Origin of the sequence: Acrocarpospora sp. B8E8 (assembly GCF_039871605.1) — a bacterium.
In the GTDB taxonomy this organism is placed as follows: domain Bacteria; phylum Actinomycetota; class Actinomycetes; order Streptosporangiales; family Streptosporangiaceae; genus Acrocarpospora; species Acrocarpospora macrocephala.
The window spans coordinates 57,997-84,307 of the sequence record NZ_JBDPLV010000040.1 but is presented as its reverse complement, the minus strand read 5'-3'; the positions used below and the strand labels follow the sequence as shown (position 1 = coordinate 84,307).

Here is a 26,311-nt window from a genome sequence, read left to right as displayed (position 1 = left end):
TCATGATGTGCTGGACCGCGGAGTTGGAGAATGCCGGATGTGAACAAGATCGAGCCGATCCACCAGGCGATCACGGGCGGCGGTCAGGAGCTTGATCCGGCCTAGCGACTGGTCAGATGGTTATCACCCGTGAGGTGATGTCACGTTCCGCGTTGGATATCTAGAGTCCGACATATGACGGATGGTCCGCGAATGACCCTGCAGACGATGCTCGTGCTGGAAGAGATGTTGTCCGACCCGGCCAAGCGCCGCTACGGGCTGGAACTGTGCGAGAAGACGCGCCAGCCCAGCGGCACCATTTACCCGATCCTGGCCCGGCTGGAGCGTGAATTCGGTTGGATCGAACGCCGCAAGGAGTCCCCGGCCGAGCACCTGGCTCAGGGGCGCCGCGCCCGGTACTACTACACGCTGACCGAGGAGGGTGCGCTTCGGGCCCGCGCCGCCCTCGATCGAGCCGAGCGGTCCCGCGGACCGGCCGTGAACCTCCGGCCGGCGACGTCATGACCGGCCTGGTGGAGCCGCTGCTGGCCCGGCTGCCCGCCCAATTCACGGCTGCGGAGCGTGGCAGGATCCAGCGCGCCTACGAGTTCGCCGCCCGTCGCCATGCGGGCCAGGTGCGCAAGAGCGGCGACCCGTACATCACGCACCCCGTCGCCGTGGCGGAGATCGCGATCGACGCCGGCCTGGACTGTGCCACGGTCTGCGCTGCCCTGCTCCACGATGTCATCGAGGACACCGGATGCGACGCCGCACAGCTCCGCGCGGAGTTCGGCGACGAGATCACCACGCTGGTCCAGAGCATGACCGAGCTCGACCACCGGCACGATCAGGCGGCCATCGACGCCGCGGACGACCGCACCCTTGCCCTGAAGGTGCTCGACCGGCTGCACAACATGCGCACCATCCAGCACCTCGACCAGGAGAAACAGCGGCTGAAGAGCCAGCAGACACTGGACATCGTGGCGCCCCTCGCCGGGCGCCTCGGCCTGCGGGCCGTCGCGGACGAACTCGAATCGATCGCACGCGACCGCCTGACCCACCTTCCCGGGGACACCGGCGCGACGTACCAGGTGCTCGCCCTCGGCGCGCTGCTCCTCCCAGCGGCGGTCAGAGCGAGCTATCTGGACGAATGGCTCGGCGAGCTCGACGTGCTGCGGGACCGACGGGCCCGCACCCGTTTCGCGCTCAGGCTGGCCCTCAGCATGCCCGCGCTGGCTCTCACCCTGCGCCGCCCGACACGGCACACCCTGACCGTTCTCCGCTGGATCTTGCGGACAGACCTGCGCACCTGGACCCCGCTGACCGTGCTGCTCGGCTGGATGATCGTGGAGACCGCACGGAACAGCCTCGGCGACGCCGCGGTCATCCTGATCACCGTGCCTCCCGTCCTCCACGCCGGCGTCACCCGCCTGCGCAAGAAGCTCGGTCTCGACCAACCAGACGAGCCCATCTAAGTGCCTCAGATTCTCACCGCACCCGGCTTGCGGTCCTCGATCACGAACGACGCGAAGGTCGTCGCGGCCGCGTCCGCCCGGCTGACCGTCGGCACCATCCGCAGGTCGGTCCGCCATTCGTCCGCGTTGAGCCGGCAGGTGACGTAGCCGCGGCGATCGCCGTCAAAGAACGTGATGTGCGGGTTCCACTGGATCATCGGCCCGTAGTACGGCCCGTACACCTCACCGTCGCCGTTGGTGCTGATGGAGGTGCCGACGAACTCCGTCGCCACGACCGGCGAGTCGGGATTGTCGAAGTCGCTCTTGATGTCGTTGACGAAGGTGGAGTGCCAGTCGCCGGCGACGAGCACGGGGTTGCGCACCTTGGCCGCGGTGAAGGTGTCGGTGATGGCCCTGCGGGAGGCCGGGAAGCCGTCCCACGCGTCGTGCCAGATGATGTCGCCGGTCGGGCCGTCGTGGTCCAGGCGCGCCATCATCACGCTCGTCGCGATGACGTTCCAGCGGGCCTTGCTGTCGCGCAGCCCGTCGAGCAGCCACTTCTCCTGGGTGGCGCCGAGCATGGTCCCCTTCGCCGGGTCGTTGCCGGCGTCGCACGCCGGCGCCTCACCCCAGCCGCACGGCGGCGCCGTACGGTACTGCCGCGTGTCGAGCACGTCGAGCTGGGCCAGGCGGCCCCAGTCGCGCCGGCGATGGAGCAGCAGCGATCCGTCCCGGCGCGGCAGCGACCGGCGGCCCACGGGCTGGTGTTCATACCAGGCCTTGTACGCCGCCACGCGAGACGGGCTGATCGTGCCGTCGTAGTCCCCGACGTAGTCGTTCTGGACCTCGTGATCGTCCCAGGTGACCAGCCACGGGAAGCGGGCGTGGACGCGCTGCAGGTCCGGGTCGGACTTGTAGAGCGCGTACTGCATCCGCCAGCGGTCGAGGTCGGTGGGTCCCTCGCGCAGCACGTCCGGCGTCGGAGTCTGGCGGGCGCCGCCGTCGGCCGGGATGCCGTACTCGTACACGTAGTCGCCCAGGTGGATCACGAGATCGAGATCCTCCTCGGCCATGTTGCGGTAGGCCGAGTAGAAGCCGTGCGTCCAGTCCTGGCAGGAGGCGAACGCGAAGCTCAGCGAGCCCAGCGCGCCGTGCTCGCGCGGCGCGGTACGGGTCCGGCCCGCCTCCGAGACGTCGCCGCGGTAGCGGAAGCGGTAGTAGTACTCCCGGCCCGGCTCGAGCCCTTCGACCTCGACGTGCACCGAGTGCGCCAGCTCGGGCAGGGCCGACACCGTGCCCCGCTTGACGACCTTCCGCATACCCGCGTCGAGCGCGATCTGCCAGTCGACCGGCACCGGCCGGCTCGGCATGCCGCCGTCGGGGCTGAACAGCTCGGGGACGAGCCGGGTCCACAGCACCAGGCCGTACGGAGTCGGATCGCCCGAGGCGATGCCGAGCTTGAACGGGTATTCGCCACCGCGGACGCGCGGGGCGGCGAGCGCACTGCCCTCCAGCGGCACCTGGCTGAAAGCCGCCAGTCCGGCGATGGCCCCGATTCCGCCGAGGAAACGGCGACGGTCCGGCCGGGACTGCGCAGCGGAGTTCGCGATCATGACCAAATGACATCGCCTCTCGCCGACCGCCCAGCATCTCCGGCATGACACAGAAACAGCGCCTCGCCGAAAGCCCGGTGAACACGGCGCGGGCGTTTCGGAAGCGACGACTCGGGTGTACGCGCTGGGCGTCCGGCTGCCGGATGAGGCGAAGTCCGGTGCCAGGCTTGCCTTGTGAACGAATTTCGAGTGCCGGGGTTTGGCGAGGAGGCGCGTGAGCGGCTGCTCGAGGACGTCCGCGGACGCGTGCGCCGTTACGCGTCCGGGGACGACCAGGCGGTTCTGTCGCCCGGCGCGCTCATGGTGGCCGGCGAGCTGCTCGTCCACGTGCCGGGCGCCGCGCAGGATCTGGCGGTCGCCCGGGCGACCGGCCTGCTCATGTGGTGCCGCAGCGGTCACCGCGACGATGAGGACGACGATCGGGACCTCATCCCCGCCCTCGCGCTCCTGGCCCCGGTGTGGACGGCTGACCAGAGCCGGGTGCCGCCCGAACTCGCCGAATTCTTCGCGACCGTGGGGTCGGGCGTGGTCAGGCCGTACGACATCTGGCACGGCCTCGCCCACACCCTGGCCGACCACACGGTCCAGACGGGCGACGCCGACGCCGCCGATCTGGTCGTTCGTCTGTTTCGCCGGGTCGTCGGCGCGATAGGGCTCGACGACGAGGAGTACGCCCCATGCCTGACCAACCTTTCCATCGCCCTCCAGCAGCGGTACGAATGCCGGGGTGGCGCGGCCGACCTCGACCAGGCGATCGAGGCGGCCCGGCAGGCGGCCGCGGCCTTCCCCGGCGGAGACCCCGGCCGGCTCGTCGCCGTGGCATGCCTGGCGGTCGCGTACCGGCGGCGCTTCGACTGCGCGGGGCAAGGTGACGACCTCGACACGGCCGTGTCGCTGAGCAGGGAAGCCGTGGACGCCACGCCGGTGGGTGATCCGGTCCGCGCCGACCGGTTGTCCAACCTGTCGGTGGCCCTGCGGTTCCGCGCCGAATGGACGGGCAGCGCCGAGGACGCGCGGCAGGCCGTCGACACGGCCCGGGAGGCGGTCGAGATGACGCCGGCCGGGCACCGGCAGCGCACGGCCCGGGCGTGCAACCTGGCCACCGCCCTGTACAGCCTCTACGAGGGGACCGGCGGATACGCCGAGCTGGAAGAGTCGGTCGCCGTCGCGCGGCAGGCCGTGGCGGAGCCGGGCGCGACGGATCTGGTCCGCGCCGCCGCATATTTGAACCTTTGTGACAACCTGCGGGCGCGTTTCCGTTACACCAATGAATCGGCCGACCTGAACGAGGCCGTGGAGTCCGGCGAGGCGGCGCTGCGGCTCCTGCCGTCCGGGCGCCCCGAACGCCTCATGGCGCTGACCAACCTTGGCCTGGCGGCGCACTCCCGATATCAGCGCCTGGGCGTCGCCGGTGACCTCGATCGTGCGATCGCCGCGATGCGCGAGGCCGTGACCGGCTCGGGGAAACACGATCCGGATCTGCCGGGCCGGCTGTCCAACCTGTGCACCATCCTGCTGAGCCAGGCCGCCGGCACATCCGGGGGACAGGCGCACCTGGACGAGGCCATCGCGGCCGGGCGCCGATCGGTGGCGGTCGCGGCGGGCCACCCGCGCCGTGCGATGTACCTGTCCAACACGGCCGATGCCCTGCTGACCCGCTACGAGGCCACCCACGATGTCGCCGACCTGGACGCGGCCGTCGGCACGGGCGAGCAGGCGGTCCTGGCCTGTCCGCCGGCGAGCCCCTTCCTGTCCACCTGTCTCGCCAACCTGGCAGTCGCCATCCGTACCCGCTATGAGCTCACGGGCGACACCGGCGACCTGGCCCAGGCGGTGACGGCCGCACGCAGCGCGGCCCACGTGCCCGCGGGGCCCGCGGCCGTCCGGATCCGAGCCGCCGCACGGTGGGGAAACTGGTCGGCGAACGCCCGGGACTGGACCGAGGGCGTGGCCGGGCTGGCCGAGGCGGTGCGGCTGCTGCGCACCGTCGCGCCTCGTGACCTCCCCACGACCGATCAGGAATTCGAACTGGCCCGCCTCGGCGGCCTCGGCACGGACGCCGCCGCTTGCGCCCTGAACAACGGAGATCCGCTCGCCGCCGTCCACCTGCTCGAACGTGGCCGCGGCCTCGTGCTCAGCCACGCGCTCGCCGGTGAGAATTCCGCGCAGCCACCGGACCAGTGGCCGGACGAGGCGGCGATCCGGGCACTGGCCGCGCCGGGACCGATCGTCATGCTCAACGTGAGCCGCCTGCGGTCGGACGCGCTCCTGCTCACGCGCGACGGCCTGGACGAGCTCCGGCTGCGCGGGCTGACCCCGGACGCCGTACGCCACCAAGTGGGCCGATTCCTCGTCGCACTGGAGACGCACCGGTCGCCGGAGTCCACCGAGGAAGAGGCGATCGGGGCGGAAGCGGACCTGTCCGAGATTCTGGCGTGGCTCTGGGACACCATCGCGCATCCCGTTCTCGACCGCCTGGCGCAAACGGGCAGCCTGGCGCAATTGGACACGTGGGCGCCGCGGATGTGGTGGTGTCCCACCGGACTGCTGTCCCTGCTGCCGCTCCACGCCGCGGGACGGCACGACCCGGCGTCGCGGGAGAACGCCATGAACCTGCTGGATCGGGTCGTCTGCTCTTCCGTGCCCACGCTCGCGGCGCTGGCCCATGCCCGGAGGCCACCGGAGCCGGCTCGTGATGTCGCGGAGATCATGGTTGTGGCGATTCCGGACATGGTCGGAGCGCCGCGGCTACCCGCCGCGGCCAAGGAGGCACGGCTCCTGGCCGACCTGTTCCCTGGCAAGGTCACCGCCCTTGTCGGTGCGGGTGCCACGCGCGCCGCGGTGCGGACGGCCATGCTGCGGCACCGCCGTGCGCACTTCGCCTGCCACACCAGGATCGATCTGGTCAATCCGTCCAAGAGCAGCCTGTTACTTACCGGCGAAGAAGGCGGCTCCTTGGCCGCGGTGGACCTCGCGCGGCTGAGCCTGCCGGGCGCCGAGCTGGCGTTCCTGGCCGCCTGCGAGGCCGCGCGCACCGGTCCAGCCCTGTCGGACGAGGCCATGCACCTGGCGTCGGCCCTGCTCGTGGCCGGCTTCCGGCAGGTGATCGCCAGCCTGTGGCCGGTCATCGACCGGCCGGCTCTGCACATGAGCAAGGCGGTGTACGGACGGCTGGCGGACACTGACGATCTCAGCCGGCTGCCGTGGACGGTGCACGACGCGAACCGGCGGTTGCGCGACCGCTATTCCCGGCATCCTTATGCTTGGGCCGTGTACGTGCACATGGGCGCGTAGAGATCATGACGGACTCCACGGCGTACAACGATGCTGTTGACCTGCTGGAACACGCCTGGCGAACGGGCGAGGACGGACTGCTCGACCAGGCTGTCCACCTGCTGCGCCGGCTGGCGGCGGAACCGTCCGCCGACGCCGCCGTGCTCTCCGCGCTCGGGGTCGCGCTGCACCAGCGGTACGAGCGGTCGGGTGACCGTCACGACCTCGACGACGCGGTCGCGGCGCACCGCGGCGCCGTCGCCCGTTGCGCCGACGACCACCCCGATCAGGTCGCCGTCCTGGTGAACCTGGCGAACATGCTGCGCATCCGCTTCGACACCGCCGGCCAGGACGCGGACCTGGAGGAGGCCGTCCAGCTCAATCGGCGAGTCGCGGCGATCCCCGCACTCAGCCCGGAGGTGCGCGTCGTCGTGCAGACGAACCTGGGACTGTGCCTGCGGATCAGATTCCAGGCGACGGGCGCCGAGGGAGACGTGGACGCGGCGATAGCCGCGTGCCGGCAGGCGGTCGACGCCATGCCGGAGGGTTACCTCGAACGAGCCGGAGTCCTGGCCAACCTGGCCGGCGCCTACCAGGCACGCTATGAGCACACCGGCGTCCGGGCCGACCTCGACCAGTCGATCGCGCTCGGCCGCCTGGCCGTCTCCGCCGGGGGCGCCGCCGCGCATCGGCCGCGCATCCTGTCCAACCTGTGCGGCGCGCTCCGGCGGCGATCAGGGCGCGGGTGAACCCCACCAGCTCGCCGCCGAATGTCGGCTCTCCCTGGCCGGTGTCACATGCGCTGAGCACGACCAGGTCGGCGCGGAGGGCGAGTCCCGCGAGGTCGGCCAAGGTCAGCTCGTCGGCTCCGGCCAGCGCGATCGCCGATGCCGTCGGCGCCTGCGGGGAAATGAGGCCATGCGTGGCGAAGTGCAGGATCCGCGCGCCCATGGCCCGGTCGCGTACCGCCGCCTTGCGCGCGGCTCCGCCCTGCAGCGGCGTCACGCCCAGCAGGCCGCCGACGTGGTACGCCTCGACGCCCGCCCCGCGCAGCCGCGACAGCCCGCGCTCCAGATGAAACCTGAGAATCTCCGGTGAGCTGCCGGGAGTGGCGTAGGCGTCCCCGATGAGCAGCCGGGCGCGCGCCGCCATGGAATGATCCGCGGCGCGCCGGCTCCGCTCCAGCACCGCTTCGGCCAGCCGTACGGAATCCTCCGAGAGTCCGCCCAGCCCGAGCAGCTCGGCCTGGAGACAGCTCAGAAGATCGACGTAGCGGTCGAGGCCATGGTCGCGGGCCAGCACCATGAAGTCGTTCACATAGTCGCCGTATCGGTGCGCGGCCGCACGTCCTTGCGGCACACCCACCCGTGCGGCCCCCATCACCGTCGACCGCAGCATGCCCACTTCTGCCATGGGACACATGACCAGCCAGTCGCTCCGGTCCAGGCCGAGGGTGTCGAGATGCTTCCGGCCGAGGTAACGCACCGCCGTCAGGTCGTCGCCCGAGAGATTGCCCGGAAACCAGGCCCGGGCCAGGCGCGTGATCAGGACGCCCATGAGACTTCGGAGGCCCTCGGGAGCTCGTGGCGCCAGCTGGGCGGCACGCCCCGGCTCTCCGGCCGCGAGGCACGCGAAGTCGCAGACCGTCACGTCGCCCGCGCGGTCCGCCTCGGCGAAGATCTTCCCTGGCTGACCGGACAGATCCTCACGGGCTGCCCAGACGAGCACGTCCGCAGGAACCATAGGACACATGCAACAGGGCGCGTGGTCCGCTTGGAAGGGCATCAGGTCGTTGATTCAGGATCAGGGCCGATGTGCTCGGGGGCCGCGCTCTCGCCTGCCGGGCAGCTCACGCGGCAATGCCACTGCCTTTTTGTCCAGCTTTCGTCCCAGTTTTCGTCCTGTCTGTTGCACCGGCGACAGGCGATGATTGGGTCCCGAACGTGGGGATCGGAGCCGTCCGGTTGAGGGCATCGGACGGCTCCCTGGTCTACCCGGTCCGGGTGTCGGCGGTGAGCGGCTCAGGACGTGAGAAGGTCCTCCAGGCTGTCGCCGAATCAACGCCGAGGCCGCTCATCGGCTCCCTTTCCTGGCGTCCCGTTTCATGGCGTCCCGGCCGCCGCGCCGCCGACGGCGGAGTCGCGCTTGGTTCCGGCTCCGCCGCTTTCGCCGGGGGGGACTGCGCCGGGAATTCCGTGCGCTGTTGTGGCATGCGTGTCATTCATTTTCAAGCCGCTTTCTGTCGAGAATGGGGAGTACTAACGGAGACGGCGAAGGCGCGCCGCCGGTCGGAACGCCCGGCGGAAAAGGATCGGGCGAAATCCGAGGGGCCCCAGCCATTCGAAATCGTCCATCTTTCCTGACAGGATTCGGCAACGCCAAATATGGCCACCGCATCCTCCGGCCATGACCGAAAGTGATTTGGCCATATGCTGCCACGCGCTTTCGCGGTGTTGTGGACAGTTCCTGGACAGTTTCCGGACAGATGGGCGGCGTTATCGGCTGTGGTCAGTGGTCGTGAGCGTGGCCGACTTCGGGGAGAAATTGCGGATTGGCCTCGAAAACAGTCCTGCAGGCGATGAAATCCGTGGTGCTGTAGGCGAGGAAGAGAATGGTCCGAATACCGCCCCGGGCCGTCAGAAGGTGATCCAGGGCCGCGCCGACCAGCGTCCGGAGCGTCTCGGTCGGCTCGGCGCCACCGACTCCGGCGCCGAGGATGGGGAACAGGATGGTCGTGTGGACCGGCTCGGCGGCGGCCAGTTTCTCCGCCGCCTCGAGGGCCTTGGTCACGCAGTGCCCGATGTCGTGCACCTGCCGGTATCCCGCGCCCGGCTCTCCCTGGACCGTCGCCACGTGCACGATGGAGCGGACCCTGTTGCTGTCGAGAAGATTTCCCGAATCGGTGGCGATGGCCGTACAGGGGGCGACCTGGCCGTGCTGCCCCACCTTCTGGAGGAGCGCGTCGGCGATCCGATCCTCGACCACCTGGCCCGTCTCGTCGCGCCGGGCGCCGAGGTACCGGATGATGGCCGAAACGGAGTGCTCCTCGAACCTCGCCATTTCCATGCGGGTGTTCTCAGGGTTCACCCATATGTCCGCGCACTTGACGCGCCGGATGTCTCCGGTGATGAAGCCGATGCGGATGTCCTGGGCCAGCGCCTGCGGCCGGTACAGGTATTCGGTCTGATGGGCCGGCAGCTCGGCCGGAACAGATGTCATGGACCCGGATGTCATGGACCCGGATGCCATGGCCACGGCCCCGCCGGCCTCCCGGCTCTTCAGCTCGAGCAGGCGGGCGGCCTCGTCGAAACGGCGTCTGGCGGTGCGGGCGTCCCGGTCGAGCTGCATGGCGAGCCATTCCATGCGTTCGTCGAGAAAGCGGAACTGGGCTTGCGGATGTAACGAGAGACCGACGCGGAAGGCCAGCGCGAGATCGGGCGGCAACGTGCCGGCCAGAGACTCCAGGTAGGCGATCAAGCGTTCGCTGATCTCCCCGGGCCCGTCGGAGTCGTCGATCCCCGCCCGGGCGCGCAGCAGCGGGCCGATGCGCGCGACCAGGTTGCCGGTCAGGACACCGCGACCGGGACGCAGCTGAATCAACTCCGTGAACAGGTCACTCATCGGCTCGACTTCTCTGATGCATGGGTTCACCCCGCGGACGCGCGGGCCGTTCCCGTGTGCCCGCCGCGCGGCGCTATTGGCGGGCACACGGCCAGCAGTGCCCGCGTATAGGACGCCGCCGCCAGCGAGGCGTACTTCCGCCAGAGGCCGCCGGTGTGGTTGTCGCCGTAGTCGCTGATGCCGCGGATGACGAGCCACTCGAGGCCGTTGGCGAAGCCGGAGTTCCCGATTCCTTTGCCCTCCATCTCGAGAGCGCGAAGGTTGTACCGGGCGGCGACGTCGGCGCGTACGCGGGCGTTTCGCAGGGAGCGGTCGGCGCTCCCGATGTGGCCGTAGTGCACCTTCGGCCAGCCGGGCCGATGTCCGCTGAGCCCCATGTCCGGATGCGGCACGATATCCGCAGACTCGTCGGCGAGGAAGAGCTGATCGGTGGCCGCGTCCGGCCGGGCGAATTCCGGCAGGTCGGTCTCCGCGGCCCGGGCGAGCAGCTCTTCCCAGGGGCGCCTGCCCTGCAATTCCTCGGCGGTGAGCCAGTTCGCGCGGTGCGCGAGAAGCCGGGACGGCCGGGGGAACGGCTGGCGGAGAACCGCGCCGCCGGGTCGGTCGATCACGTGGTCGTAGTCGACGATCCCCCAGGTGGAGACGACGATGTCGCCGAGCCGTACGTGCCTGTCCGGGTGTTCGGGGTCGGGCACCCCGGCCGCGATGCCCACCATGAGGATCAGCGCCACCGAGCCGAAGCTCCGGGCGAGGTTGGCACAGCCGTCGGCGGCGAGATCGTTGCCGACGTCGCCCAGCAGCGTCAGCACGACCCGATGGGGGGTGTCCGGGTCAGGCCCCGGCAGGGTGCCGAGGATGTAGTCGGCCCGGTCGTTGGCGATATTCACCCGGGTCCGGTCCTGGAGCATGACGTACATGGCCGCGAATTCCTCGGGCATCGCCGTGACGATGCCCAGAACCGGATCAGCGGCGGGCGTCTGGGCAGGGGCGTGCGGGACGGCGAGCATCCCGAGGCTCTCATTCAGCCGGGACGCGCCCTCGTATGCCGATTCCAAGTAAGAGATGTCGCCCTCCAGTTGCCGCTCGAACCAGGCGCCGAGCTCCCTGTCGTCGTGGAAAAGGGCACCCTGGCCGGATGCGTCGCCGCCGAGCGCCGACTGTGCGCTGGTATTGGCGGTCTTGACCGTCTCGTGCATGGTCTTGAGGAATGCGGCCCGCGTCGCCACCTGCGTCTGGCCGGCGCGCAGGGTGGCGAGCCCATGGCTGATCGCGTCCGTCGGGACGAACGGGCCGTTCGTCCCTCTCCCGGCGTTCACCAGCCCCTGAAGCTCGAGGATGCCACCGTCGATCCGCTCGCAGAGCTCGCTCACCGGGGTGGCGCAAGCGTGTACGCGCGCCTGATAGCGGACCTTCGCGACGTGCTCGAGGTAGCGGGCGAACGGCGGAAACAGCGGCCTCCCGTCGGACCAGGTCCATACGCTGAGCTCCCGATCGCCGTCGGGAGCGGCGAGAACCACGATCCTTCTCTCGGTGCGCGTTTTCAGCCGGGGCGTCAACTCCCAAGCGGTCAGCCCGTGGACGGCCGACGAGGGTCGACGCCACCAGCCCCGCTCCTGGCCGGAGGCCGGCAGCAGGGCGGCGATCGCCGCACCGGTCTCCGCCGGCTCCATGGCAAGGCTCTTCTCGGTGCGTTTACCGAGATAGAGGCGAGCGACGCCGATGAGCCCGTTGGTCACGTCCCCGATGACCGCGTCCAGCACCCGGTCCATACCTTGCCACGGCGTCGATTCCTCGTGCTCGTCGAAGGCGTTTTTCGAGGCGGCGAGCAGGATCGACACGCGCAGGACGCCGTTCTCTTTGCGCATCACCAGCTGGGCGTCGCGATCCGGGCTCTGCCGGAGGGCGACCACGCCATCGAATGGGCCTCCGTTCACCGGGATCGGATCGGTCATCCGCAGATGTTCCTCGCCCCGCGAAATCAAAAGATCGATAGTCTGGCCGGCGCCGTCGCGGGACGGCCCGTCCGCGACCACAAATAAATGCGCGACGAGTTCCTGCTCCGCCACCATGAGAGCGTTCGTTTTCATCGTCGACTCCCCGGCTACGAGCGCGGCGGGCAGCCGCGGGGAAATGCCGTGAATCAAGTGTATCGACAGCGACTCGCGGCGAAGCGGCAGCGAATAAAGTTATGTCATGCACGAGTACGGCCTCGGCGCCGATGACGAAGAACAGCCGATCGGCGCGACCCAGATCATGGCCGACGCGCTCGATTCGCTCCGGGACGTTCTCGACTGGCGTTCGACCCCGGCGCACTGGGCCAAGATCTCCCGGATCATCGACGCGATGGTCGCCGCCCTTGAGCGAAACGACCTGGCCGGCCTGCGCACAGCCACGATCGAGCTCGATCTCGCGAGCCCTTATCGGGTCCTCAAAGTGGGAGAGGGCGACGACTCCGCACCGGATCACGTGCACGAACAGACGGTCCGCTTGATCCACACATTGGAACCCAAGCATCCCGAAAGTTTCTCGGAACCGCGGTGAGGATCGTCCATCGCGGTCACGTACGAGGAAATTCCACACCTGGGCACTGATGTGCTCCTGCAGATCTATGAGCAGATTACGGGCCTGCCGCACGGCCCAGGCACCGCTGGGATGAGCGGTGACGCCGGCCAGGTGGGCCCGCGCAAATCAACGAACCAGTAAGCCGGCCTCCCCGCGACGTCGTCACATGGCCGGAACACGTCATCGTGCGTCTTGCATTAGTGTGTGACGCACACTATCGTGTGAGCATGCCGGCAGACGAGTTGTACGCGCTACACCAGCAGGAACTGCGGCGAGGGACCATCGTGCTCGCCTGCCTGCTCATCCTCAAACAGCCGAACTACGGATACGCCCTGCTCGACCAGCTCGACCAATCCGGCTTCGCCGTCGACGCCAACACCCTCTACCCGCTGCTGCGCCGGCTGGAAAAACAGGGGTTGCTGACCAGCGACTGGAACACCGAGGAATCCCGGCCGCGCAAGTTCTACCGCACCAGCGACCAAGGCCTCATGCTCGCCGACGCCCTCAGACGCGACTGGGAAGAGCTGCACGCCGCCTTTCACGCCCTGAAAGAGGAATCATGACCGCCACCACCAGCACCCTCACCGACCGATACGTGGACCTGACCCTGCGCCGCTTACCGGCGAAACAACGCCCGGACATCGAAAGAGAATTACGCGCCTCGATCGCGGACGCCATCGATGACCGCACCGACGCCGGCAGCGACCCCGCCGAGGCGGAGCACGCGGTGCTCACCGAACTCGGCGACCCGGCGCGGCTGGCCGCCGACTACGCCGATCGCCCGTTGCACCTCATCGGCCCGAGCCTCTATCTGGACTACATCCGGCTCATCGTGGCCATTCTCGTGACCGTTGTGCCCGCCACCGCGGCAGCCACCGGATTCATCCGCATCCTGCGAGGCGGCGCCGCCGGGCCGGTGATCGGGGACACGATCGGCACGGCGCTCACCACGACCGTCCACATCGTCTTCTGGACCACGCTGCTGTTCGCCGTCATCGAACGCACCTCAAGCCTGCGAGCCGGCCCGGCCCGGCAGTGGACCCCCGACGCGCTCCCGCAGCCGCCCAGCCGCCGCGCCCGCCATGGCGCCGTGATCGCCGAGATCGTGATGGTGGTCCTGTTCGCCATCTTGGTGATGCTCTCCCCGGTCGTGAGCACCCAGACCGACGCCACCGGCGACCCCATCGGCATCCTCTCGCCCTGGCTATGGCAGACCGGTGTGGTGTACGTGTTCCTCGGCCTCGCGATCGCCGCTCTCGGCGTCACCGTCGCCAAGAGCTACGTCCGCTGGAGCGTTCCCGTCGCCGTCACCGCCGTGCTGCTCAGCATCGCCACCACCACATTGCTGATCTGGATCGCGGCCGGCGACCGGTTGCTCAACCCCGCCTTCGTGGACGCGGCCGGGTGGCCGTCGGAGGTGGCGTACTGGACCAACGCGGGCCTGATCATCGCCGCCGTGCTCGCGGTCGTCCACGCCGTGGTCGAAGCGGCCGCCGGATTCGCGGCCAGATCATGGGTGACCCCCAGCTGGAAACCAATGATCCACACCATCGTCGAAAAGATCCCGGCCCGAGCCTCTCGCCGCTGATCGACAGGCACACACGCCCGGAACGCCCTCGCGTCCGGGCGGGCCAAATCCAGGACAAAACCCCCGTTAACAGCTGTCTGTGCGTCGGCCCGGCCGTTCCCGCCTGCTCGCGGCGCCGGGCGCATGCTCCACCAGTTCGTGTACATCCCTCGCCGCCATCCCCTTGTCGCGGCCTTCCCTGTCGCGGCCATCCCCAAGGAGCGCTCATGAGCACTGTTGCACTGATCACCGGAGCGGCGAGCGGCATCGGAGCTGCCGTCGCCCGGCGCCTGTCCGCGAGCGGGGTCGCCTGCGTCCTGGTCGACCGCGACGGCGAGGGCGTCGAACGGGTCGCCGAGGAGGTCGGCGGCGGCTGGGTGGTGGGCGACGTCAGTTCGGAGGAGACCTCGCTGCGGGCCGTCGCGCTCGCCGATGAGCGGTACGGCCGCCTCGACCTCGTCCACCTCAACGCCGGCACCAACGGCGGCATCGACATGTCGGCCTTCGACGCGCAGCGGTACCGGACGGTGATGGGGGTCAATGTCGACGCCGTCGTCTACGGCGTCGCCGCCGCCCTCCCGCTGCTCAAGCGCTCCGGCGGCGGCTCGATCGTGGTCACCTCCTCCATGGCCGGGCTCGTCGGCTTCGGCATCGACCCGATCTACTCCATGAGCAAGCACGCCACCGTCGGCCTGGTCCGCGCCCTGATGGAGCCGCTGACCAGGGACGATGTCAAGATCAGCGCTGTCTGCCCGGGCTTCACCGACACACCCCTGGTCGCGCCCGCCAAAGAAATGATGATCAAACTCGGGCTCCCGCTGCTGACGGCCGAGGACGTGGCGGCCGCCGTGGAGACCGCCTTCCACACCGAGTCCTCCGGCACCGTTCTCGTCGTACAACCGGGAATGGAACCGACGCCCTACCAGCACGCGGACCTTCCTCACCCCGCAGCGGGGTGAACAGCCCCCACCCACTCCGCGCAGCCCTTCCCGGGGGTCGTGACCAGGAGCACCGGCACGATCGTGACAGACCACCGCCTGATGGCAGGATCATGTCATCTCGCGGAGCGGCGCGCCGGGCTCCTGACCGGGTCAGGCCGCAGCCTGGAGGTGTTTGCGCGTCCACTCCTTGAAGGTGGTGAGCGGGATACCGAGGGCCCGCGCGTACTCCGGGCGGGCGGGTTGCTCGGTCACGTTGATACGTTCGTGCGAGACGCCCGCCCACTGGGGCATTCCTGCGGCGATCGCCTCTTCCTCGGTCATGTCGGGCGCGGTCAGCTCGGTGCCCAGAGCGGCGGAGAGGATCTCGGCGATCTCCGTCATCGTCAGGTAGTCGCTGGCCAGTTCCAGTTCGGTCGTGTTGAACCGATCGGGTTCGGCGATGGCCGCGGCGGCGGCCTTGCCGATGTCCTCGACCGCGACGAGGGAGAGCCGGGTCTGGGGCTTCAGGACGGTCGCCAGGCCGCCCTCGACGCCGCGCGGGAACAGGTACGCGACGGAGGGCAGGAAGTTCTCCATGAACCAGCCCGGCTTGATGAGAGTCCAGTGTGTGAAGCCGGCCTCGCGTACCCGGTCCTGGATGCCGGTCTTGGTGGTGTAGTAGGGCTCCAGGGGCGCCCAGCGGCCTTCGGCCCAGCCGGCGGTCTGGGTGTGTTGTCCGGCGCCGGAGACGGAGGTGTGCACGAACTGCGGCACATCGGCGGCCAGTGCTCCTTCGATCAGGTTGACGGCTTGGGCCAGCTCGCCGTCGAAGTCGATAGCGTCCGCCTTCATCGCGGGCATCTGCACCGAGAAGACGGCTCGGGCTCCTCGCGCGGCTTTGATCAGCGAGTCGCGGTCGTCCAGGTCGCCGGTCACCAGCTCGGCACCGAGCGCTTGGACGGCCTTGGCCCGGTCGGTTGCGGGGTCGCGGACCAGCGCCCGGACGGGAACGCCCGCCGCGATCAGGGCGCGGGCGGTGGCGCCGCCTTGCTGTCCGGTGGCGCCGGTGACCAGGATGGGTGCGGAATCAGCAGATCGCCCGCATCGCGGGAGTCGGATCGGGCACCGTGCGCCGGCATTTCCCCAGCCGCCATGCCCTGCTGGAGGCGGTCTTCCGTGAACGGATCGAGACGCTGTGCGTCCACGCTCGCGATCTGACCGGCAGGGCCGACACCCGGGCCGCGCTGCTGGAGTGGCTGGGCGCCGTCACCGCGTACGCCGCGACCATCCGGGGGCTGGCCATCGCACTGACCCGGGACAGAGCGGCCGACCCCGAGGTGGCACACGAGCACTGCGCCTCGGCGCAGCTCACCGAGGCGGGCGACCCGCTGGTGCGCCGCGCCGCGGACGATGGCGCGCTGAGACCAGGCGTAACCATCGCCGACCTGCTTGCACTGATCACCGGCATCGCTCTGGCCACGGAGAATCATCCGGATCCTGCTGCCGAGGCGAATCGGCTACTCGGGCTGACCATAGCTGGAATCAGCCCTCATCAGTGAATGAGTGTGTGGCGGACCGGAACCACTGCGACAAGTCAGACGACATCACCGGCTGCGCTTGCGCCCAGTGGCGGCCATGCAGGTAAGGACGCAGGCGTAGCGTCCGGAGCGGTGGCGGTCGCTCCAGGCCGCCAGGCAGATGCGGCCCACCGCGCCCGCGCACTGCACGGCGACGTAGACCAGCGCCGCCGAGGCGGGGTCGAGGGACGTCACCTCGTGGAGGTAGAGCACGGTGAAGATTCCCACCCCGCTGTGCACCGAGACCATGCTCGTGCCCGACAGAACGATCTTCACAATGAAGGGTTCGCGGAGCATCCGCAGGCGCACGCGGGACGCGGTATGGACAGGGCTTCGGCCCGGTGGCCGACGGCAGAAAGCCATGAAGACCACGGCGCCCGACAGTGCCACGAGCGCGCCGGCCGCGGGCGTCGAACGCCATCCGAAAGCCGCGGCGAGCGAGGGGAGCGCGAACGCGGCGACCACGCCCCCGAGCGGCAGCCCCGCCTGGCACGCGGTACGACGCCATCGCGCCCGTCACTCCACGCCCGCCACCTGACCGGCCAGCAGGCGACGGTAGCCGGCGTTGCCGGAGAGCAGGCCGGCCGCCGCCGATGGTGATCGCGCCGTCGGCGACGTTCCAGAAGCGCATCAGGAGAAGCCCGTATTGATCGAGGACACCCGAATATGCTGCATTGATGGATCATTCGTGGTGGCGGTGGCGGTCGGGGAGATATGGCGAATATTGTTCTGTTTCATCACGTGTTGGGGCTCACGCCGGGCATCACCGCGTTCGCCGATGAACTGCGTCAGGCCGGGCACATCGTCCACACGCCTGACCTCTTCGAGAGCCGCACCTTCGGCGGCATCGAGGAGGGGATGGGTTATGTCCAGCAGGTCGGCTTCGGTGCGGTGATCGAACGTGGTACGCGAGCGGTCGAGAACCTGCCCGCCGACCTGGTCTATGCCGGCTTCTCGCTCGGTGTGCTCTGTGCGCAGAAGCTGGCTCAGACTCGATCGGGCGCGCGGGGCGCGCTGCTGTACTACGCCTGTGTACCGCTCTCGGAGTTCGGCGACGCCTGGCCGGACGGCGTGCCGGTCCAGGTGCACGGCATGGACGCCGATCCCATCTTCGTTGGCGAGGGCGACATCGGTTTCGCTCGGGAGGTGGTCGAGTCGGCCGGGCAGGGCGAGCTGTTCCTCTATCCCGGCGACCAGCACTACTTCGCCGACCGCACGCTGCCCTCCTACGATCCGGACGCCGCCGCACTGCTGCTTTCCCGCACGCTGGCTTTTCTTGAGACCGTCGCGTGAGGTGAACGCTCACGCCCCCGGGGTTGTGGCTAGAGGGCGGATTCCAGGAGTTTGCGGAGAGACTCGGCGCGTTCCTCACCGTAGGCGACGTTGGTGTCGGGGCGGTGGTCGATGGTGAGGGTGCCGTCGGTGAAGCTGAAGCCGGAGTCGCTGTAGTAGTCGCCGGTGTTGCGGATGATGATGCGGGTGAGGCCCGCGCGGAGGGCGTCGCGGCCGAGCTGGTCGATGGTGACCCCGGCCAGGGCGTCTACCAAGGGCTGGAAGTAGACCTGCGGGAAGAATTCGGCGTAGGAGTCGGCATAGTCGTTAACGGCCAGTTCGTCCCAGAACACCTCGACGGGTACGGCGAAGCCCGCCGCCTCCTCGATCCTGGTCGCCCACTGGGGGTAGTCCTCATTCTTGAAGCGCTCGGCGGCGCGTCGTTCCGCCAGGCCCATAGGGTCCTCCTTGTGACGGCGATTAGAGTACGGGCGATTTAGAGCAATATGTTGAACTGCCTGCGCAGCTCGACTCCCATGCCGCGGGGGAGCGCCGCGGTCAGATCGGCAACCACCAACAGCACGTCCGCATCCTTGCGCATCGACAGGGGTTCCCGCAGGCGGTGTTCGACACGAACCGCCCGAATTTGCGCCCATGCCTGTCGCCCGAGCTCGTCGACCGCCACCTCCTGGGCGGCCGCCCGCAGCTCGCGAAGCACCTGACTGAGATTGTGCAGCGCGGAGTCGGGCAGCGCCTCCCAGTCCACCTGCAGCGGAAACTCCTCCGTGGGGGCGTACCCGCGCCGCAGCGAGAGCCGGGTCACCGGCGAGTCTGTTGCCGGGGGCGGCAGGGCACCCCCGGTGAGCACGTCCTGGAAGGGGCGGGGGTCGTCGACGGTGACGGTGACGACGTCTCGCGCGGACAGGTAGGTGAGCGCGAAACCCGAGTCGGGCGCGAGCACCACCACCTCGTGCCCGTCGTCGGTGCCCACCAGGACCAGCCGCCCCGCCACGACCTGGCCGTTGGACAGGCCCACTCGCACGACGGGAAGATCATCCTCCCCGAGCCCGGACTGCCCGGCCGCCCTCGCGAGCATCCTCAGCACGGCGGCGGGCGCGAGCGCGACGCTCGCCATGGGGAGCACGGGCTGCGACGGGCTCATGGGCGGTGACCCTTCCGGACGATCTCCAGGCGACACCGTACCGCCGATGGACCTTCAGCGCCGTTGCCGTGCCCGGGGTCCGGGGCGGAGTTATGAGAGGGTTTTCTGTGGCTTGTGTTTCGTGTCATGGATTGGTGGCCGGGAGCCGCGATACATCTACCATGCGCAAATCTCTGTTCGCGGCCACCCTCATCGCCGCGTCCCTAACCGGCGGCATCGCCGACGCCGAGGCCGGTCACACCGGCGCCCAGTTGGGTCGCGGGTCCTCCTTCACTTTCGCCCTGCTCGGCGACACCCCGTACGGCGCGGCGCAGGAAGCCGCCTTCCCCCTGCTGGTCGACGACATCAACGCCGACCGGGACGTCAAGCTCGTCCTGCACGCGGGCGACGTCAAGAGCGGCTCCTCCTCCTGTGACGACGCGCACCTGACCGCGACGCTGAAGCAGTACCAGACCTTCGCAGACCCGTTCGTGCTGACTCCCGGCGACAATGACTGGACCGACTGCCACCGCGCCGCCGCGGGCGGCTTCCTGCCCACCGAGCGACTCGATTTCTTCCGCCGCACCTACTACCCGGTGGCCGGGCGTACCCTCGGCCGCCACCCGATGAAGGTGGAGACCCAGGCACGCGACCGCGACCACCGCGACTACGTCGAGAACGTGCTGTTCACCGAGAAGCGCGTCGTCTTCGCGACGGTGCACGTGGTGGGCAGCGCGAACAACCTGGCTCCGTGGGCCGAGCTGCCCGGCGGCGACCGGCCGGAGCTGCGGCTGGCGGAGTTCGAGGCGCGCCAGGCCGCCGCGCTCGACTGGATCGACAACGCCTTCGACACCGCCCGGCGCACCCACGCCCCCGGCGTCCTGCTCATGCTGCAGGCCGAGCCCACGCAGACCGCAGGGTTCGCCGCCATCCGCGAGCGCATCGTCGAGCGCTCCCGCGCGTACGGCAAGCCGGTCCTGCTCGTGCACGGGGACGAGCACGTCCAGGAGTCCGAGCCGAACTACGCCGGCGTGCCCAACCTGACCAGGCTGGAGACGTTCGGCGACACCGCGAGCCAGTGGCTGAGCGTCACCATCAAGCCGAAGTCGCCCGAGGTGTTCACCTGGGAGCAGCGGACCGTCCCGGCCGCCTGACGCGCGGAAACCCCCTGCCGCCGGTGGGCGGCAGGGGGGCCGGGGGTCGCTACCTCGCTGTGCAGGTCAAGGCGGGTACGGAGTTGGTCGCGCCGGCGTTGGCGAGGAAGCCGAACGTGGCGGTCGCGCCGGCCCCGAGGCTGCCGTTCCAGTCCAGGCTGCCGGCGGTGACACTGGCACCGCTACTGGTGACCGTGGCGTTCCACGACTGCGTGATCGCCTGGCCGTTGGCGTAGGTCCAGGTCACGGTCCACCCGGTGATCGCCGAGCTGCCGGCCCGGACGGTCACGTCGCCCTGGAAGCCACCCTGCCAGGCACTCGTGATCGCGTAGCTGGCCGAGCAGGTGCGCGCACCCCCGGAAGGGCTCGGTGAGGGCGAGGGAGAAGGGCTCGGTGAAGGGGAAGGGCTCGGCGAGGGTGACGGTGACGGACTGGGGCTTGGCGAAGGGCCGGAACTCAGCGCCAGATCGGCATCGGTGAATGTCCCGTGCGCCGGGTTCACGTCGGCCTCGCCGCCCGCGCCGTTGCAGCCCCGGTCGGGGTTGAACATCAGGTAGGTGCCCGAACCGCAGGCGATGGCCGGCTCGGCGTCGCCGCCGATGACCACGTTCCCGCTGAGGTTCGCGCCACCCTGCACCAGGGCGCTGTCGCGGACGATCGCGTTGCCGGTGACCGTGGCACCGCTGTTGACCCAGGCCATGCCCTCGATCCGGGCGTTGCCGCTGACCGTGCTGTTGCCGTAGACCGCCGCCCGTGGCCCCACGTACGCGCTGGCCGGCACGTTGGCGCGGCTGTCGACCCAGCCGCCGCCGTTGGAGTGCCACCGGCCGCCCGTGGGGGTGGGCCGGGTGTGCCCGGCCTCGTGCCCGTACGGGACGGCCCCCTCGATGCGGAACTCGTAGGGGTTGCGGTAGTTGCGCGGGTACCCGTCCAGGAACGCGTACTTGTGGACGACCCCCGGCGTGCCCGCCACGACGAGGTACACCTCCCGCTCACCGGCCTGTGTCTGGAAGCTGAGCGTGCTGTCGGTCGTCACGGTCACCGGGCTGTAGCGCGGCGTCCCGTTGCGTACGGCCACGAACCCGACCCCGAGACCGTTCTGCCCGGCGGCGCTGACGTGAGCCCGGATGCGTACCCGGATGAGGGCGCCGTCGCTGGCCGGGACGAGCCGGATCTTGTTGTATCCGTAGGTGGACGGCGCCAGCGCCTCGGGGATGCGGTAGTGCCCCGCCGCGGCGTTGACCGCCTCGGCCGGATGGCCGTTGTAGACGGTCACGAAGGGATACAGCCGGTTGATGAAGGGCATGATGTCGGCGCGATTGGCGTAGTCCCAGGTGACGTTGCGCTGGGCGTACTCGCCGATGCGCCGGTTGAGCTCGGCCTGGGTGATTCCGGCCAGCCGCCGGTAGACCTCAAGCGGGTGCTCGGTGTTGCGGGCCTCGTTCCACATCCGGTTGAACATGGCCAGGCCGTCGCGTTCCTTGATGTACTGCATCAGCATCCAGTTGCCGTAGTGGTGCCGGCTGCTGCTGTAGGCCAGGTGCTCGGTGCGGATGAACCGGGTCAGGTCGCCGGCGGCCACGGTGGGGTAGACCTGCATCGCCATGAACTCGGCGCTGGTCTCCCAGAAGGTGCCCGCGGAGGCGTGGGTGAAGCCCATCCCCGAGCGGCCGAGGAAGGTGTAGTTCTGGAACACGTGCGCCAGTTCGTGGGCCAGCCCCCAGGATCCGGGCGCCGCGGCGGCGGGCGCGATGTTGATGACCCCCACCAGGCCGTCCACCGAGCCCCCGGTGGCCCAGGCGTCCAGGGCCGTGCGGTTCCAGGTCCGGGTGACGATGACGATGATCTTGTACTGGGCCAGCAGGCCGGTCTCGGGCGTGAACCGCATCGTGTTCACGTAGAAGTTGTAGAGGCTCTCCAGCTGATTGAGGATGTTGTCCGGGTCGAACCGGACGTCCGCCGGCGCGGTCAGCGGGTTGGTGCCGGACCGCTCGCCCCACAGCAGGATGAAGTTGGCCGACTCCCTGGTGCGATTCTGGGCCCAGGGCACCTCGCCCGTGGTCACCCAGCGGCTGGGGATGTAGACCGTCTTGGCGACGGCCGCGGAATGGGGGAGGGGCGTCGCGGCGAAGGCGGCGAGCACCCGATCGGGAGGGCTGGGCAGCTCCTCTCGCCGCCGCCAGAGCGCACTGACCACGAGCAGAAGCTTTGTCGATCAGCTCCAGCCGGCATCGGCGGGTACGGCCTGAGCCATGTAAGTTTCGGACCGAACGGATGATCGCGCGGTGGGTTTACGGCAACGGCGCGGCCTGCTCTCCGGCGACCGGGCGCCATCGGCCGAGTTTCGGTCACAGCTGCTCGTACCCGCCGTAGTAGGACGCGCTGGCTCGCGCACCGCACCTGCCCGGACTCCACCTCACGGCGCCGCCTCGTGACTGCTGCCACGACCTGGGCTTCGCAGGGGAAATGGTCGAGTGCCGTTCGGACCTCGTTGACGGCTGTCTTGCGGGCACTGGCCTCAACATGGACGACTAAGCGACACCGATGGTGATCCCCGGATGGCGGCAACCCCTCGGTGGTGACGTACCATCGAGGCGCCGTTGGGGGCCCACTTTGAGGGACCGCGCAGACCCTGTGGGGGATGATGTTCCGTACGCTGATGAAGTCGAAGATCCACCGCGCCACCGTCACGCACGCGGACCTGCACTACGTCGGGTCGGTGACGATCAGCGCGGACCTGATGGCCGCGGCCAACCTGGTCGAGGGCGAGAAGGTCGACATCGTCGACATCGACAACGGCAACCGTCTGTCCACGTACGTGATCGAGGGCCCGGCGGGCTCCGGAGTGATCGGGATCAACGGGGCCGCGGCCCGGCTCATCGACGTGGGCGACCTCGTGATCATCATCGCGTACGCGCTGGTGGCCGAGGAGGAGATCGGTGCGCTGAAGCCGAGCGTCGTCTTCGTCGACCAGCGCAACCGGCCGGTCCATCTCGGCAGCGATCCGGCGGCCGTGCCGGACGGCGTGGGCCTGGTCCGGGGCGACCTGGCTCCCGGGATGCGCTGAACCAGCTTCAACGCTGCGGGGGAGCGGCGTGGCGGTCAGTTCTGGGTCATGCAGCGCGAGACGGCGCTGCCCCGGGTGGATCTCCAAGATGAGACATCGCGAGTCGGTGGATGAGCGGGACAAGCTCGGTTAGCCGACCAGGACTTTGACGGCGGCGGTCAGCCCCGTGAGGGCCTTCTTGGCATCGGCGAAGTACATGCCGGTCTTGGGGTCGGTGTAGAGCTCGTTGTCGATCCCGGCGTAGCCGTGGCCCATCGAGCGCTTGATGACGATCACGCTCTTGGCCCTGTCGACGTCCAGGATGGGCATCCCAGAGATGGCCGTGCCAGGGCGTCGTGCGGCGGGGTTGGTGACGTCGTTCGCGCCGACCACCAGGGCCACATCCACCTGACCGAACTCGGGGTTGATCTGGTCCATCTCCTTGAGCTGCCCATACGGCACGCCGGCCTCGGCGAGCAGCACGTTCATGTGCCCGGGCATCCGGCCGGCGACCGGGTGGACGGCGTAGGAAACCTCGACGCCTCGTGATTCCAGCAGTTCGGCGAGCTCGGCGAGCTCGTGTTGTGCCTGCGCGGCGGCCAGCCCGTAGCCGGGGACCACCGCCACCTTGGCGGCGTACGCCAGCTGGATGGCGGCGTCGTCGGCGGACAGTGACCGGATCCGCGCGTCGGGTCCGGCGGCGACCGGCGTGGCGCTGTCACCCGTGCCGAAGCCACCCACGATGATGGCGCCGATGGAGCGGTTCATGGCGTCGGCCATGAGTCTGGTAAGTATGGCGCCCGAGGCCCCGACCAGGGCGCCTGCGGTGATCAGCACGGTGTTGCCGATGACGAAGCCGGCCATCGCGACGGCGGTCCCGGTGAACGCGTTGAGCAGCGAGATGACCACGGGCATGTCGGCGCCGCCGATCGGCAGCACCATCACCACGCCGAACGCCAGCGCGCCCAGCGCGAGCACGGCCAGTGTGGCGGTGCCGCCGAATCCGGCGCCGAGCAGTACGGCCGCCGTGAGCGTCGCGACCACGAGGGCGACGGTGGTCGCCCGGCCGCCGCTGACCAGGATCGGCCGTCCCGGGATCCAGCCCTGCAGCTTGCCCGAGGCGATCAGGGATCCCGCCAGCGTGACCGCGCCGATCAGCACGTCCACGGCCAGCGGGATCGAGACCTGTGCGCTCAGCGCGCCCGAACGGACGAAGTCGTGTACACCGACCAGCGCGGCCGCGCCGCCGCCTACGGCGTTGAACAGGCTGACCAGCTGCGGCATCGCGGTCATCTTGACGCGGCGGGCGGCCAGCAGGCCGAGCCCGGCGCCGAACGCGGCTCCCGCCGCGAGCACGATCCGCGCGGTCATGGAAACGCTCTGCGCCCGGACGAGGACCGTAGCCGCGGCGACGACTCCGCCGACCATACCGGCCGCCGACAGCAGATTGCCGCGCCGCGCGGTCACCGGAGAGTTCATCAGGTGGAGTCCGAGCACGAAGCAGGTCGCGGCGGCGAGGTAGACGAGCCGGATCACGGTGTCGAAGGCGCTCATTTCCCGGTCTCCTTGCGCATCTGCGGCCGGAACATGTGCAGCATCCGGTCGGTGACCGCATAGCCGCCCACGACGTTCGCGGCGGCGAACGCCGTCGCGACGAAAAGGATCACGTAGCCGGTGAGGTCATGGGCGGTGAGTGCGATGAGCAGGGCCCCGGCGAGCACGATGCCGTGGATCGCGTTGGCCGCGGACATCAGCGGGGTGTGCAGGGTGGTGGGCACTTTGCTGATCACCTCGAAGCCGACGAGCAGGCTCAGCACGAACACGCTCAGGTCGGCGAGCAGCCCGGCGCTCATGACCTGCCTCGCGATGAGGTCCCCGCGAGTAGGGGGTGGACTACGGCGCCCGCGTGGGTGACGACGACTCCGGCTTGGATCTCGTCGGCCAGGTCGATGGTCAGGACCCCGTCCTGGACCAAATGCTTCAGCAGCGCACGGACGTTGCTAGAGTAGGCGGTCGAGGCGGCGACCGGCATCCGGGCGGCCAGCTCGTCGTCGCCGATCACGGTGACGCCGTTCTCGGTGACGATTGTCTGCCCCGGCTGGGACATCTCGACATTGCCGCCCAGCTCTCCGGCGGCCAGGTCGGCCACGATGGAACCTGCGGCCATGGCCTTCACGGCCGTCTCCGTCACCAGGAGCGGCGGTCGCCGCCCTGGGACGCGTGCGGTGGTGATGACCACGTCGTAGTCGCCGATGCGCGCGGCCAGCCCGTCCTGTTCGGATCGCTGCTCGCCGGTGTCGAGCGCTCTGGCGTAGCCGCCCGATCCCGCGCCCGCCGCCGGACCGCCGAGGTCCAGGAATGATGCGCCGAGGGAGGCGATCTCCTCTTGGGCTTCGAGGCGGATGTCGTACCCGGTGACGACCGCGCCGAGCCGCCGGACCGTACTGATCGCTTGGAGGCCGGCGACACCGGCACCCAGCACCAGCACCCGGGCGGGCCGTGCGGTGCCGGCCGCGGTGACCAGGAGCGGGAAGAACCGGTCGTAGCTGTCGGCGGTCAGGATGGCCGCCTTGTAGCCGGCGATGTTGTCCTGGGACGTAAGGGCGTCCATGGGCTGGGCGGCGCTGAGCCGGCGCGGCAGACCCTCGAAGGCGATCGCCGTGACGTGCAGGTCCGCCGCCTCCGCGGCGAACTTCGGATCCGCGAATGGCCGCAGCATGCCGATCACGACCTTGCCCGGCGCGAGGCCGGCTGTGGGCGGCCGCCGTACAGCCACGATGACATCGGACTGGTCGTACAGCTCGGCATGGGTGACGATCACAGCTCCGGCCTGAGCGTAGGCGGTGTCGGGGAACCAGGCGGCGGTGCCCGCGCGAGACTCCACCAGCACGTTGAACCCTTGATCACGAAGGCGGGCGACCGCGTCCGGGATCAGCGCCACCCTGCGCTCCCCTGCCGCGGCCTCCTTGACGACCCCTACCGTTAGCGCGTTCATGCGCGGCACCTTTCGTCCGGGACCCTTTCGCCAGGCTTCGCCGTCGCGGGCGCTTCGCCGAGAGGCCGAAGACCCTTAGATCAGGCCGTGTAGCCCTTTTCCATTCAGGACATTCGGCCCTGCCGGGTCCGCGGACC

General features: G+C 69.5%; 24 protein-coding genes. 13 read left to right on the top strand and 11 right to left on the bottom strand.

The features are described 5' to 3' along the window. The first annotated feature begins 192 nt into the window (after positions 1-192). Complete coding sequence (locus ABGB08_RS32545; RefSeq protein WP_347598044.1) at positions 193-504, top strand: helix-turn-helix transcriptional regulator; 312 nt, start codon at positions 193-195, stop codon at positions 502-504. Continuing rightward, entirely contained in the window at positions 501-1,454 is a 954-nt protein-coding gene (locus ABGB08_RS32540; protein WP_347598041.1) for an HD domain-containing protein, read from the top strand. Before ABGB08_RS32545 ends, ABGB08_RS32540 begins: the two co-directional genes overlap by 4 nt. Before the next feature lie 5 nt (positions 1,455-1,459). Here ABGB08_RS32540 and ABGB08_RS32535 read toward each other — a convergent pair whose 3' ends face one another. Continuing rightward, entirely contained in the window at positions 1,460-3,046 is a 1,587-nt protein-coding gene (locus tag ABGB08_RS32535; protein WP_347598038.1) for an alkaline phosphatase D family protein, read from the bottom strand. Between the two features lie 174 nt (positions 3,047-3,220). Here ABGB08_RS32535 and ABGB08_RS32530 point away from each other — a divergent pair, with 174 nt between their 5' ends. The 3 genes from ABGB08_RS32530 (at position 3,221) to ABGB08_RS32520 (ending at position 7,417) form a co-directional block, all read left to right on the top strand. Beyond that, positions 3,221-6,340 (top strand): CHAT domain-containing protein, encoded by a 3,120-nt coding sequence (locus tag ABGB08_RS32530; protein ID WP_347598035.1) that lies wholly within the window; start codon positions 3,221-3,223, stop codon positions 6,338-6,340. A 5-nt stretch (positions 6,341-6,345) separates the two neighbouring features. After that, complete coding sequence (locus ABGB08_RS32525; RefSeq protein ID WP_347598032.1) at positions 6,346-7,068, top strand: tetratricopeptide repeat protein; 723 nt, start codon at positions 6,346-6,348, stop codon at positions 7,066-7,068. 169 nt (positions 7,069-7,237) lie between these two features. Beyond that, a complete protein-coding gene (locus ABGB08_RS32520) occupies positions 7,238-7,417 on the top strand; it encodes a hypothetical protein (protein WP_347598029.1) in 180 nt (59 codons plus the stop codon). A 1,410-nt stretch (positions 7,418-8,827) separates the two neighbouring features. On the opposite strand, the gene ABGB08_RS32515 is transcribed toward ABGB08_RS32520, so the two are convergent. Then, positions 8,828-9,940, bottom strand: coding sequence for a macro domain-containing protein (locus ABGB08_RS32515; RefSeq protein WP_347598026.1), 1,113 nt, complete (start codon positions 9,938-9,940; stop codon positions 8,828-8,830). Between the two features lie 26 nt (positions 9,941-9,966). Beyond that, entirely contained in the window at positions 9,967-12,027 is a 2,061-nt protein-coding gene (locus ABGB08_RS32510) for a CATRA conflict system CASPASE/TPR repeat-associated protein (protein WP_347598023.1), read from the bottom strand. Between the two features lie 106 nt (positions 12,028-12,133). On the opposite strand from ABGB08_RS32510, the gene ABGB08_RS32505 reads away from it, so the two are divergent. The 4 genes from ABGB08_RS32505 to ABGB08_RS32490 all read left to right on the top strand — a co-directional run bounded on the left by ABGB08_RS32505 (position 12,134) and on the right by ABGB08_RS32490 (position 15,028). Next, a complete protein-coding gene (locus ABGB08_RS32505; protein ID WP_347598020.1) occupies positions 12,134-12,481 on the top strand; it encodes a CATRA system-associated protein in 348 nt (115 codons plus the stop codon). Between the two features lie 248 nt (positions 12,482-12,729). Next, entirely contained in the window at positions 12,730-13,065 is a 336-nt protein-coding gene (locus ABGB08_RS32500) for a PadR family transcriptional regulator (RefSeq protein ID WP_347598017.1), read from the top strand. Further along, positions 13,062-14,090 (top strand): permease prefix domain 1-containing protein, encoded by a 1,029-nt coding sequence (locus ABGB08_RS32495; RefSeq protein WP_347598014.1) that lies wholly within the window; start codon positions 13,062-13,064, stop codon positions 14,088-14,090. Before ABGB08_RS32500 ends, ABGB08_RS32495 begins: the two co-directional genes overlap by 4 nt. A 206-nt stretch (positions 14,091-14,296) precedes the next feature. Further along, on the top strand, positions 14,297-15,028 hold the full coding sequence (locus ABGB08_RS32490; RefSeq protein ID WP_347598011.1) for an SDR family oxidoreductase: 732 nt from the start codon (positions 14,297-14,299) through the stop codon (positions 15,026-15,028). A gap of 132 nt (positions 15,029-15,160) precedes the next feature. On the opposite strand, the gene ABGB08_RS32485 is transcribed toward ABGB08_RS32490, so the two are convergent. Beyond that, positions 15,161-16,063, bottom strand: a complete 903-nt coding sequence (locus ABGB08_RS32485; protein ID WP_347598101.1) for an NmrA family NAD(P)-binding protein — start codon at positions 16,061-16,063, stop codon at positions 15,161-15,163. A 5-nt stretch (positions 16,064-16,068) separates the two neighbouring features. On the opposite strand from ABGB08_RS32485, the gene ABGB08_RS32480 reads away from it, so the two are divergent. After that, positions 16,069-16,548 (top strand): TetR/AcrR family transcriptional regulator, encoded by a 480-nt coding sequence (locus tag ABGB08_RS32480; RefSeq protein ID WP_347598008.1) that lies wholly within the window; start codon positions 16,069-16,071, stop codon positions 16,546-16,548. 45 nt (positions 16,549-16,593) lie between these two features. Here the strand turns inward: ABGB08_RS32480 and ABGB08_RS32475 are convergent, their stop codons facing one another. Beyond that, positions 16,594-17,031, bottom strand: coding sequence for an MFS transporter (locus ABGB08_RS32475; protein ID WP_347598006.1), 438 nt, complete (start codon positions 17,029-17,031; stop codon positions 16,594-16,596). A gap of 249 nt (positions 17,032-17,280) precedes the next feature. Here ABGB08_RS32475 and ABGB08_RS32470 point away from each other — a divergent pair, with 249 nt between their 5' ends. Further along, positions 17,281-17,859 (top strand): dienelactone hydrolase family protein, encoded by a 579-nt coding sequence (locus tag ABGB08_RS32470; RefSeq protein WP_347598003.1) that lies wholly within the window; start codon positions 17,281-17,283, stop codon positions 17,857-17,859. A 29-nt stretch (positions 17,860-17,888) separates the two neighbouring features. On the opposite strand, the gene ABGB08_RS32465 is transcribed toward ABGB08_RS32470, so the two are convergent. Then, the gene (locus ABGB08_RS32465) at positions 17,889-18,296 is read right to left on the bottom strand and encodes a hypothetical protein (protein WP_347598000.1); all 408 of its coding nucleotides are present in this window, start codon (positions 18,294-18,296) and stop codon (positions 17,889-17,891) included. 38 nt (positions 18,297-18,334) lie between these two features. After that, positions 18,335-19,000 (bottom strand): hypothetical protein, encoded by a 666-nt coding sequence (locus tag ABGB08_RS32460; RefSeq protein WP_347597997.1) that lies wholly within the window; start codon positions 18,998-19,000, stop codon positions 18,335-18,337. 161 nt (positions 19,001-19,161) lie between these two features. Between ABGB08_RS32460 and ABGB08_RS32455 the strand changes: the two genes are divergently transcribed. Further along, a complete protein-coding gene (locus ABGB08_RS32455; protein ID WP_347597994.1) occupies positions 19,162-20,133 on the top strand; it encodes a metallophosphoesterase in 972 nt (323 codons plus the stop codon). A gap of 49 nt (positions 20,134-20,182) precedes the next feature. Here the strand turns inward: ABGB08_RS32455 and ABGB08_RS32450 are convergent, their stop codons facing one another. Then, positions 20,183-22,330, bottom strand: a complete 2,148-nt coding sequence (locus ABGB08_RS32450; protein ID WP_347597991.1) for a DUF6055 domain-containing protein — start codon at positions 22,328-22,330, stop codon at positions 20,183-20,185. Positions 22,331-22,777: 447 nt separating this feature from the next. Between ABGB08_RS32450 and panD the strand changes: the two genes are divergently transcribed. Beyond that, a complete protein-coding gene (gene panD / locus ABGB08_RS32445; protein WP_347598098.1) occupies positions 22,778-23,200 on the top strand; it encodes an aspartate 1-decarboxylase in 423 nt (140 codons plus the stop codon). A 129-nt stretch (positions 23,201-23,329) separates the two neighbouring features. Here the strand turns inward: panD and ABGB08_RS32440 are convergent, their stop codons facing one another. The 3 genes from ABGB08_RS32440 to ABGB08_RS32430 are packed head-to-tail and all read right to left on the bottom strand — an operon-like array spanning position 23,330 to position 26,174. Next, a complete protein-coding gene (locus tag ABGB08_RS32440) occupies positions 23,330-24,733 on the bottom strand; it encodes an NAD(P)(+) transhydrogenase (Re/Si-specific) subunit beta (protein ID WP_347597988.1) in 1,404 nt (467 codons plus the stop codon). Further along, complete coding sequence (locus tag ABGB08_RS32435) at positions 24,730-25,032, bottom strand: NAD(P) transhydrogenase subunit alpha (RefSeq protein WP_347597985.1); 303 nt, start codon at positions 25,030-25,032, stop codon at positions 24,730-24,732. The genes ABGB08_RS32440 and ABGB08_RS32435 overlap by 4 nt, the downstream gene beginning before the upstream one ends. Then, positions 25,029-26,174, bottom strand: coding sequence for an NAD(P) transhydrogenase subunit alpha (locus ABGB08_RS32430; RefSeq protein ID WP_347597982.1), 1,146 nt, complete (start codon positions 26,172-26,174; stop codon positions 25,029-25,031). Before ABGB08_RS32430 ends, ABGB08_RS32435 begins: the two co-directional genes overlap by 4 nt. Positions 26,175-26,311: the final 137 nt, after the last annotated feature.

What these genes read in the sequence shown, in the direction of transcription:
- ABGB08_RS32545 (WP_347598044.1), top strand. Translation starts at nt 193, where the DNA reads ATGACCCTGCAGACGATGCTCGTGCTGGAAGAGATGTTGTCCGACCCG.
- ABGB08_RS32540 (WP_347598041.1), top strand. Translation starts at nt 501, where the DNA reads ATGACCGGCCTGGTGGAGCCGCTGCTGGCCCGGCTGCCCGCCCAATTC.
- ABGB08_RS32535 (WP_347598038.1), bottom strand. Translation starts at nt 3,046, where the DNA reads ATGATCGCGAACTCCGCTGCGCAGTCCCGGCCGGACCGTCGCCGTTTC.
- ABGB08_RS32525 (WP_347598032.1), top strand. Translation starts at nt 6,346, where the DNA reads ATGACGGACTCCACGGCGTACAACGATGCTGTTGACCTGCTGGAACAC.
- ABGB08_RS32520 (WP_347598029.1), top strand. Translation starts at nt 7,238, where the DNA reads ATGCGTGGCGAAGTGCAGGATCCGCGCGCCCATGGCCCGGTCGCGTAC.
- ABGB08_RS32515 (WP_347598026.1), bottom strand. Translation starts at nt 9,940, where the DNA reads ATGAGTGACCTGTTCACGGAGTTGATTCAGCTGCGTCCCGGTCGCGGT.
- ABGB08_RS32510 (WP_347598023.1), bottom strand. Translation starts at nt 12,027, where the DNA reads ATGAAAACGAACGCTCTCATGGTGGCGGAGCAGGAACTCGTCGCGCAT.
- ABGB08_RS32505 (WP_347598020.1), top strand. Translation starts at nt 12,134, where the DNA reads ATGCACGAGTACGGCCTCGGCGCCGATGACGAAGAACAGCCGATCGGC.
- ABGB08_RS32500 (WP_347598017.1), top strand. Translation starts at nt 12,730, where the DNA reads ATGCCGGCAGACGAGTTGTACGCGCTACACCAGCAGGAACTGCGGCGA.
- ABGB08_RS32495 (WP_347598014.1), top strand. Translation starts at nt 13,062, where the DNA reads ATGACCGCCACCACCAGCACCCTCACCGACCGATACGTGGACCTGACC.
- ABGB08_RS32490 (WP_347598011.1), top strand. Translation starts at nt 14,297, where the DNA reads ATGAGCACTGTTGCACTGATCACCGGAGCGGCGAGCGGCATCGGAGCT.
- ABGB08_RS32470 (WP_347598003.1), top strand. Translation starts at nt 17,281, where the DNA reads ATGGCGAATATTGTTCTGTTTCATCACGTGTTGGGGCTCACGCCGGGC.
- ABGB08_RS32465 (WP_347598000.1), bottom strand. Translation starts at nt 18,296, where the DNA reads ATGGGCCTGGCGGAACGACGCGCCGCCGAGCGCTTCAAGAATGAGGAC.
- ABGB08_RS32460 (WP_347597997.1), bottom strand. Translation starts at nt 19,000, where the DNA reads ATGAGCCCGTCGCAGCCCGTGCTCCCCATGGCGAGCGTCGCGCTCGCG.
- ABGB08_RS32455 (WP_347597994.1), top strand. Translation starts at nt 19,162, where the DNA reads ATGCGCAAATCTCTGTTCGCGGCCACCCTCATCGCCGCGTCCCTAACC.
- panD (WP_347598098.1), top strand. Translation starts at nt 22,778, where the DNA reads ATGTTCCGTACGCTGATGAAGTCGAAGATCCACCGCGCCACCGTCACG.
- ABGB08_RS32440 (WP_347597988.1), bottom strand. Translation starts at nt 24,733, where the DNA reads ATGAGCGCCTTCGACACCGTGATCCGGCTCGTCTACCTCGCCGCCGCG.
- ABGB08_RS32435 (WP_347597985.1), bottom strand. Translation starts at nt 25,032, where the DNA reads ATGAGCGCCGGGCTGCTCGCCGACCTGAGCGTGTTCGTGCTGAGCCTG.
- ABGB08_RS32430 (WP_347597982.1), bottom strand. Translation starts at nt 26,174, where the DNA reads ATGAACGCGCTAACGGTAGGGGTCGTCAAGGAGGCCGCGGCAGGGGAG.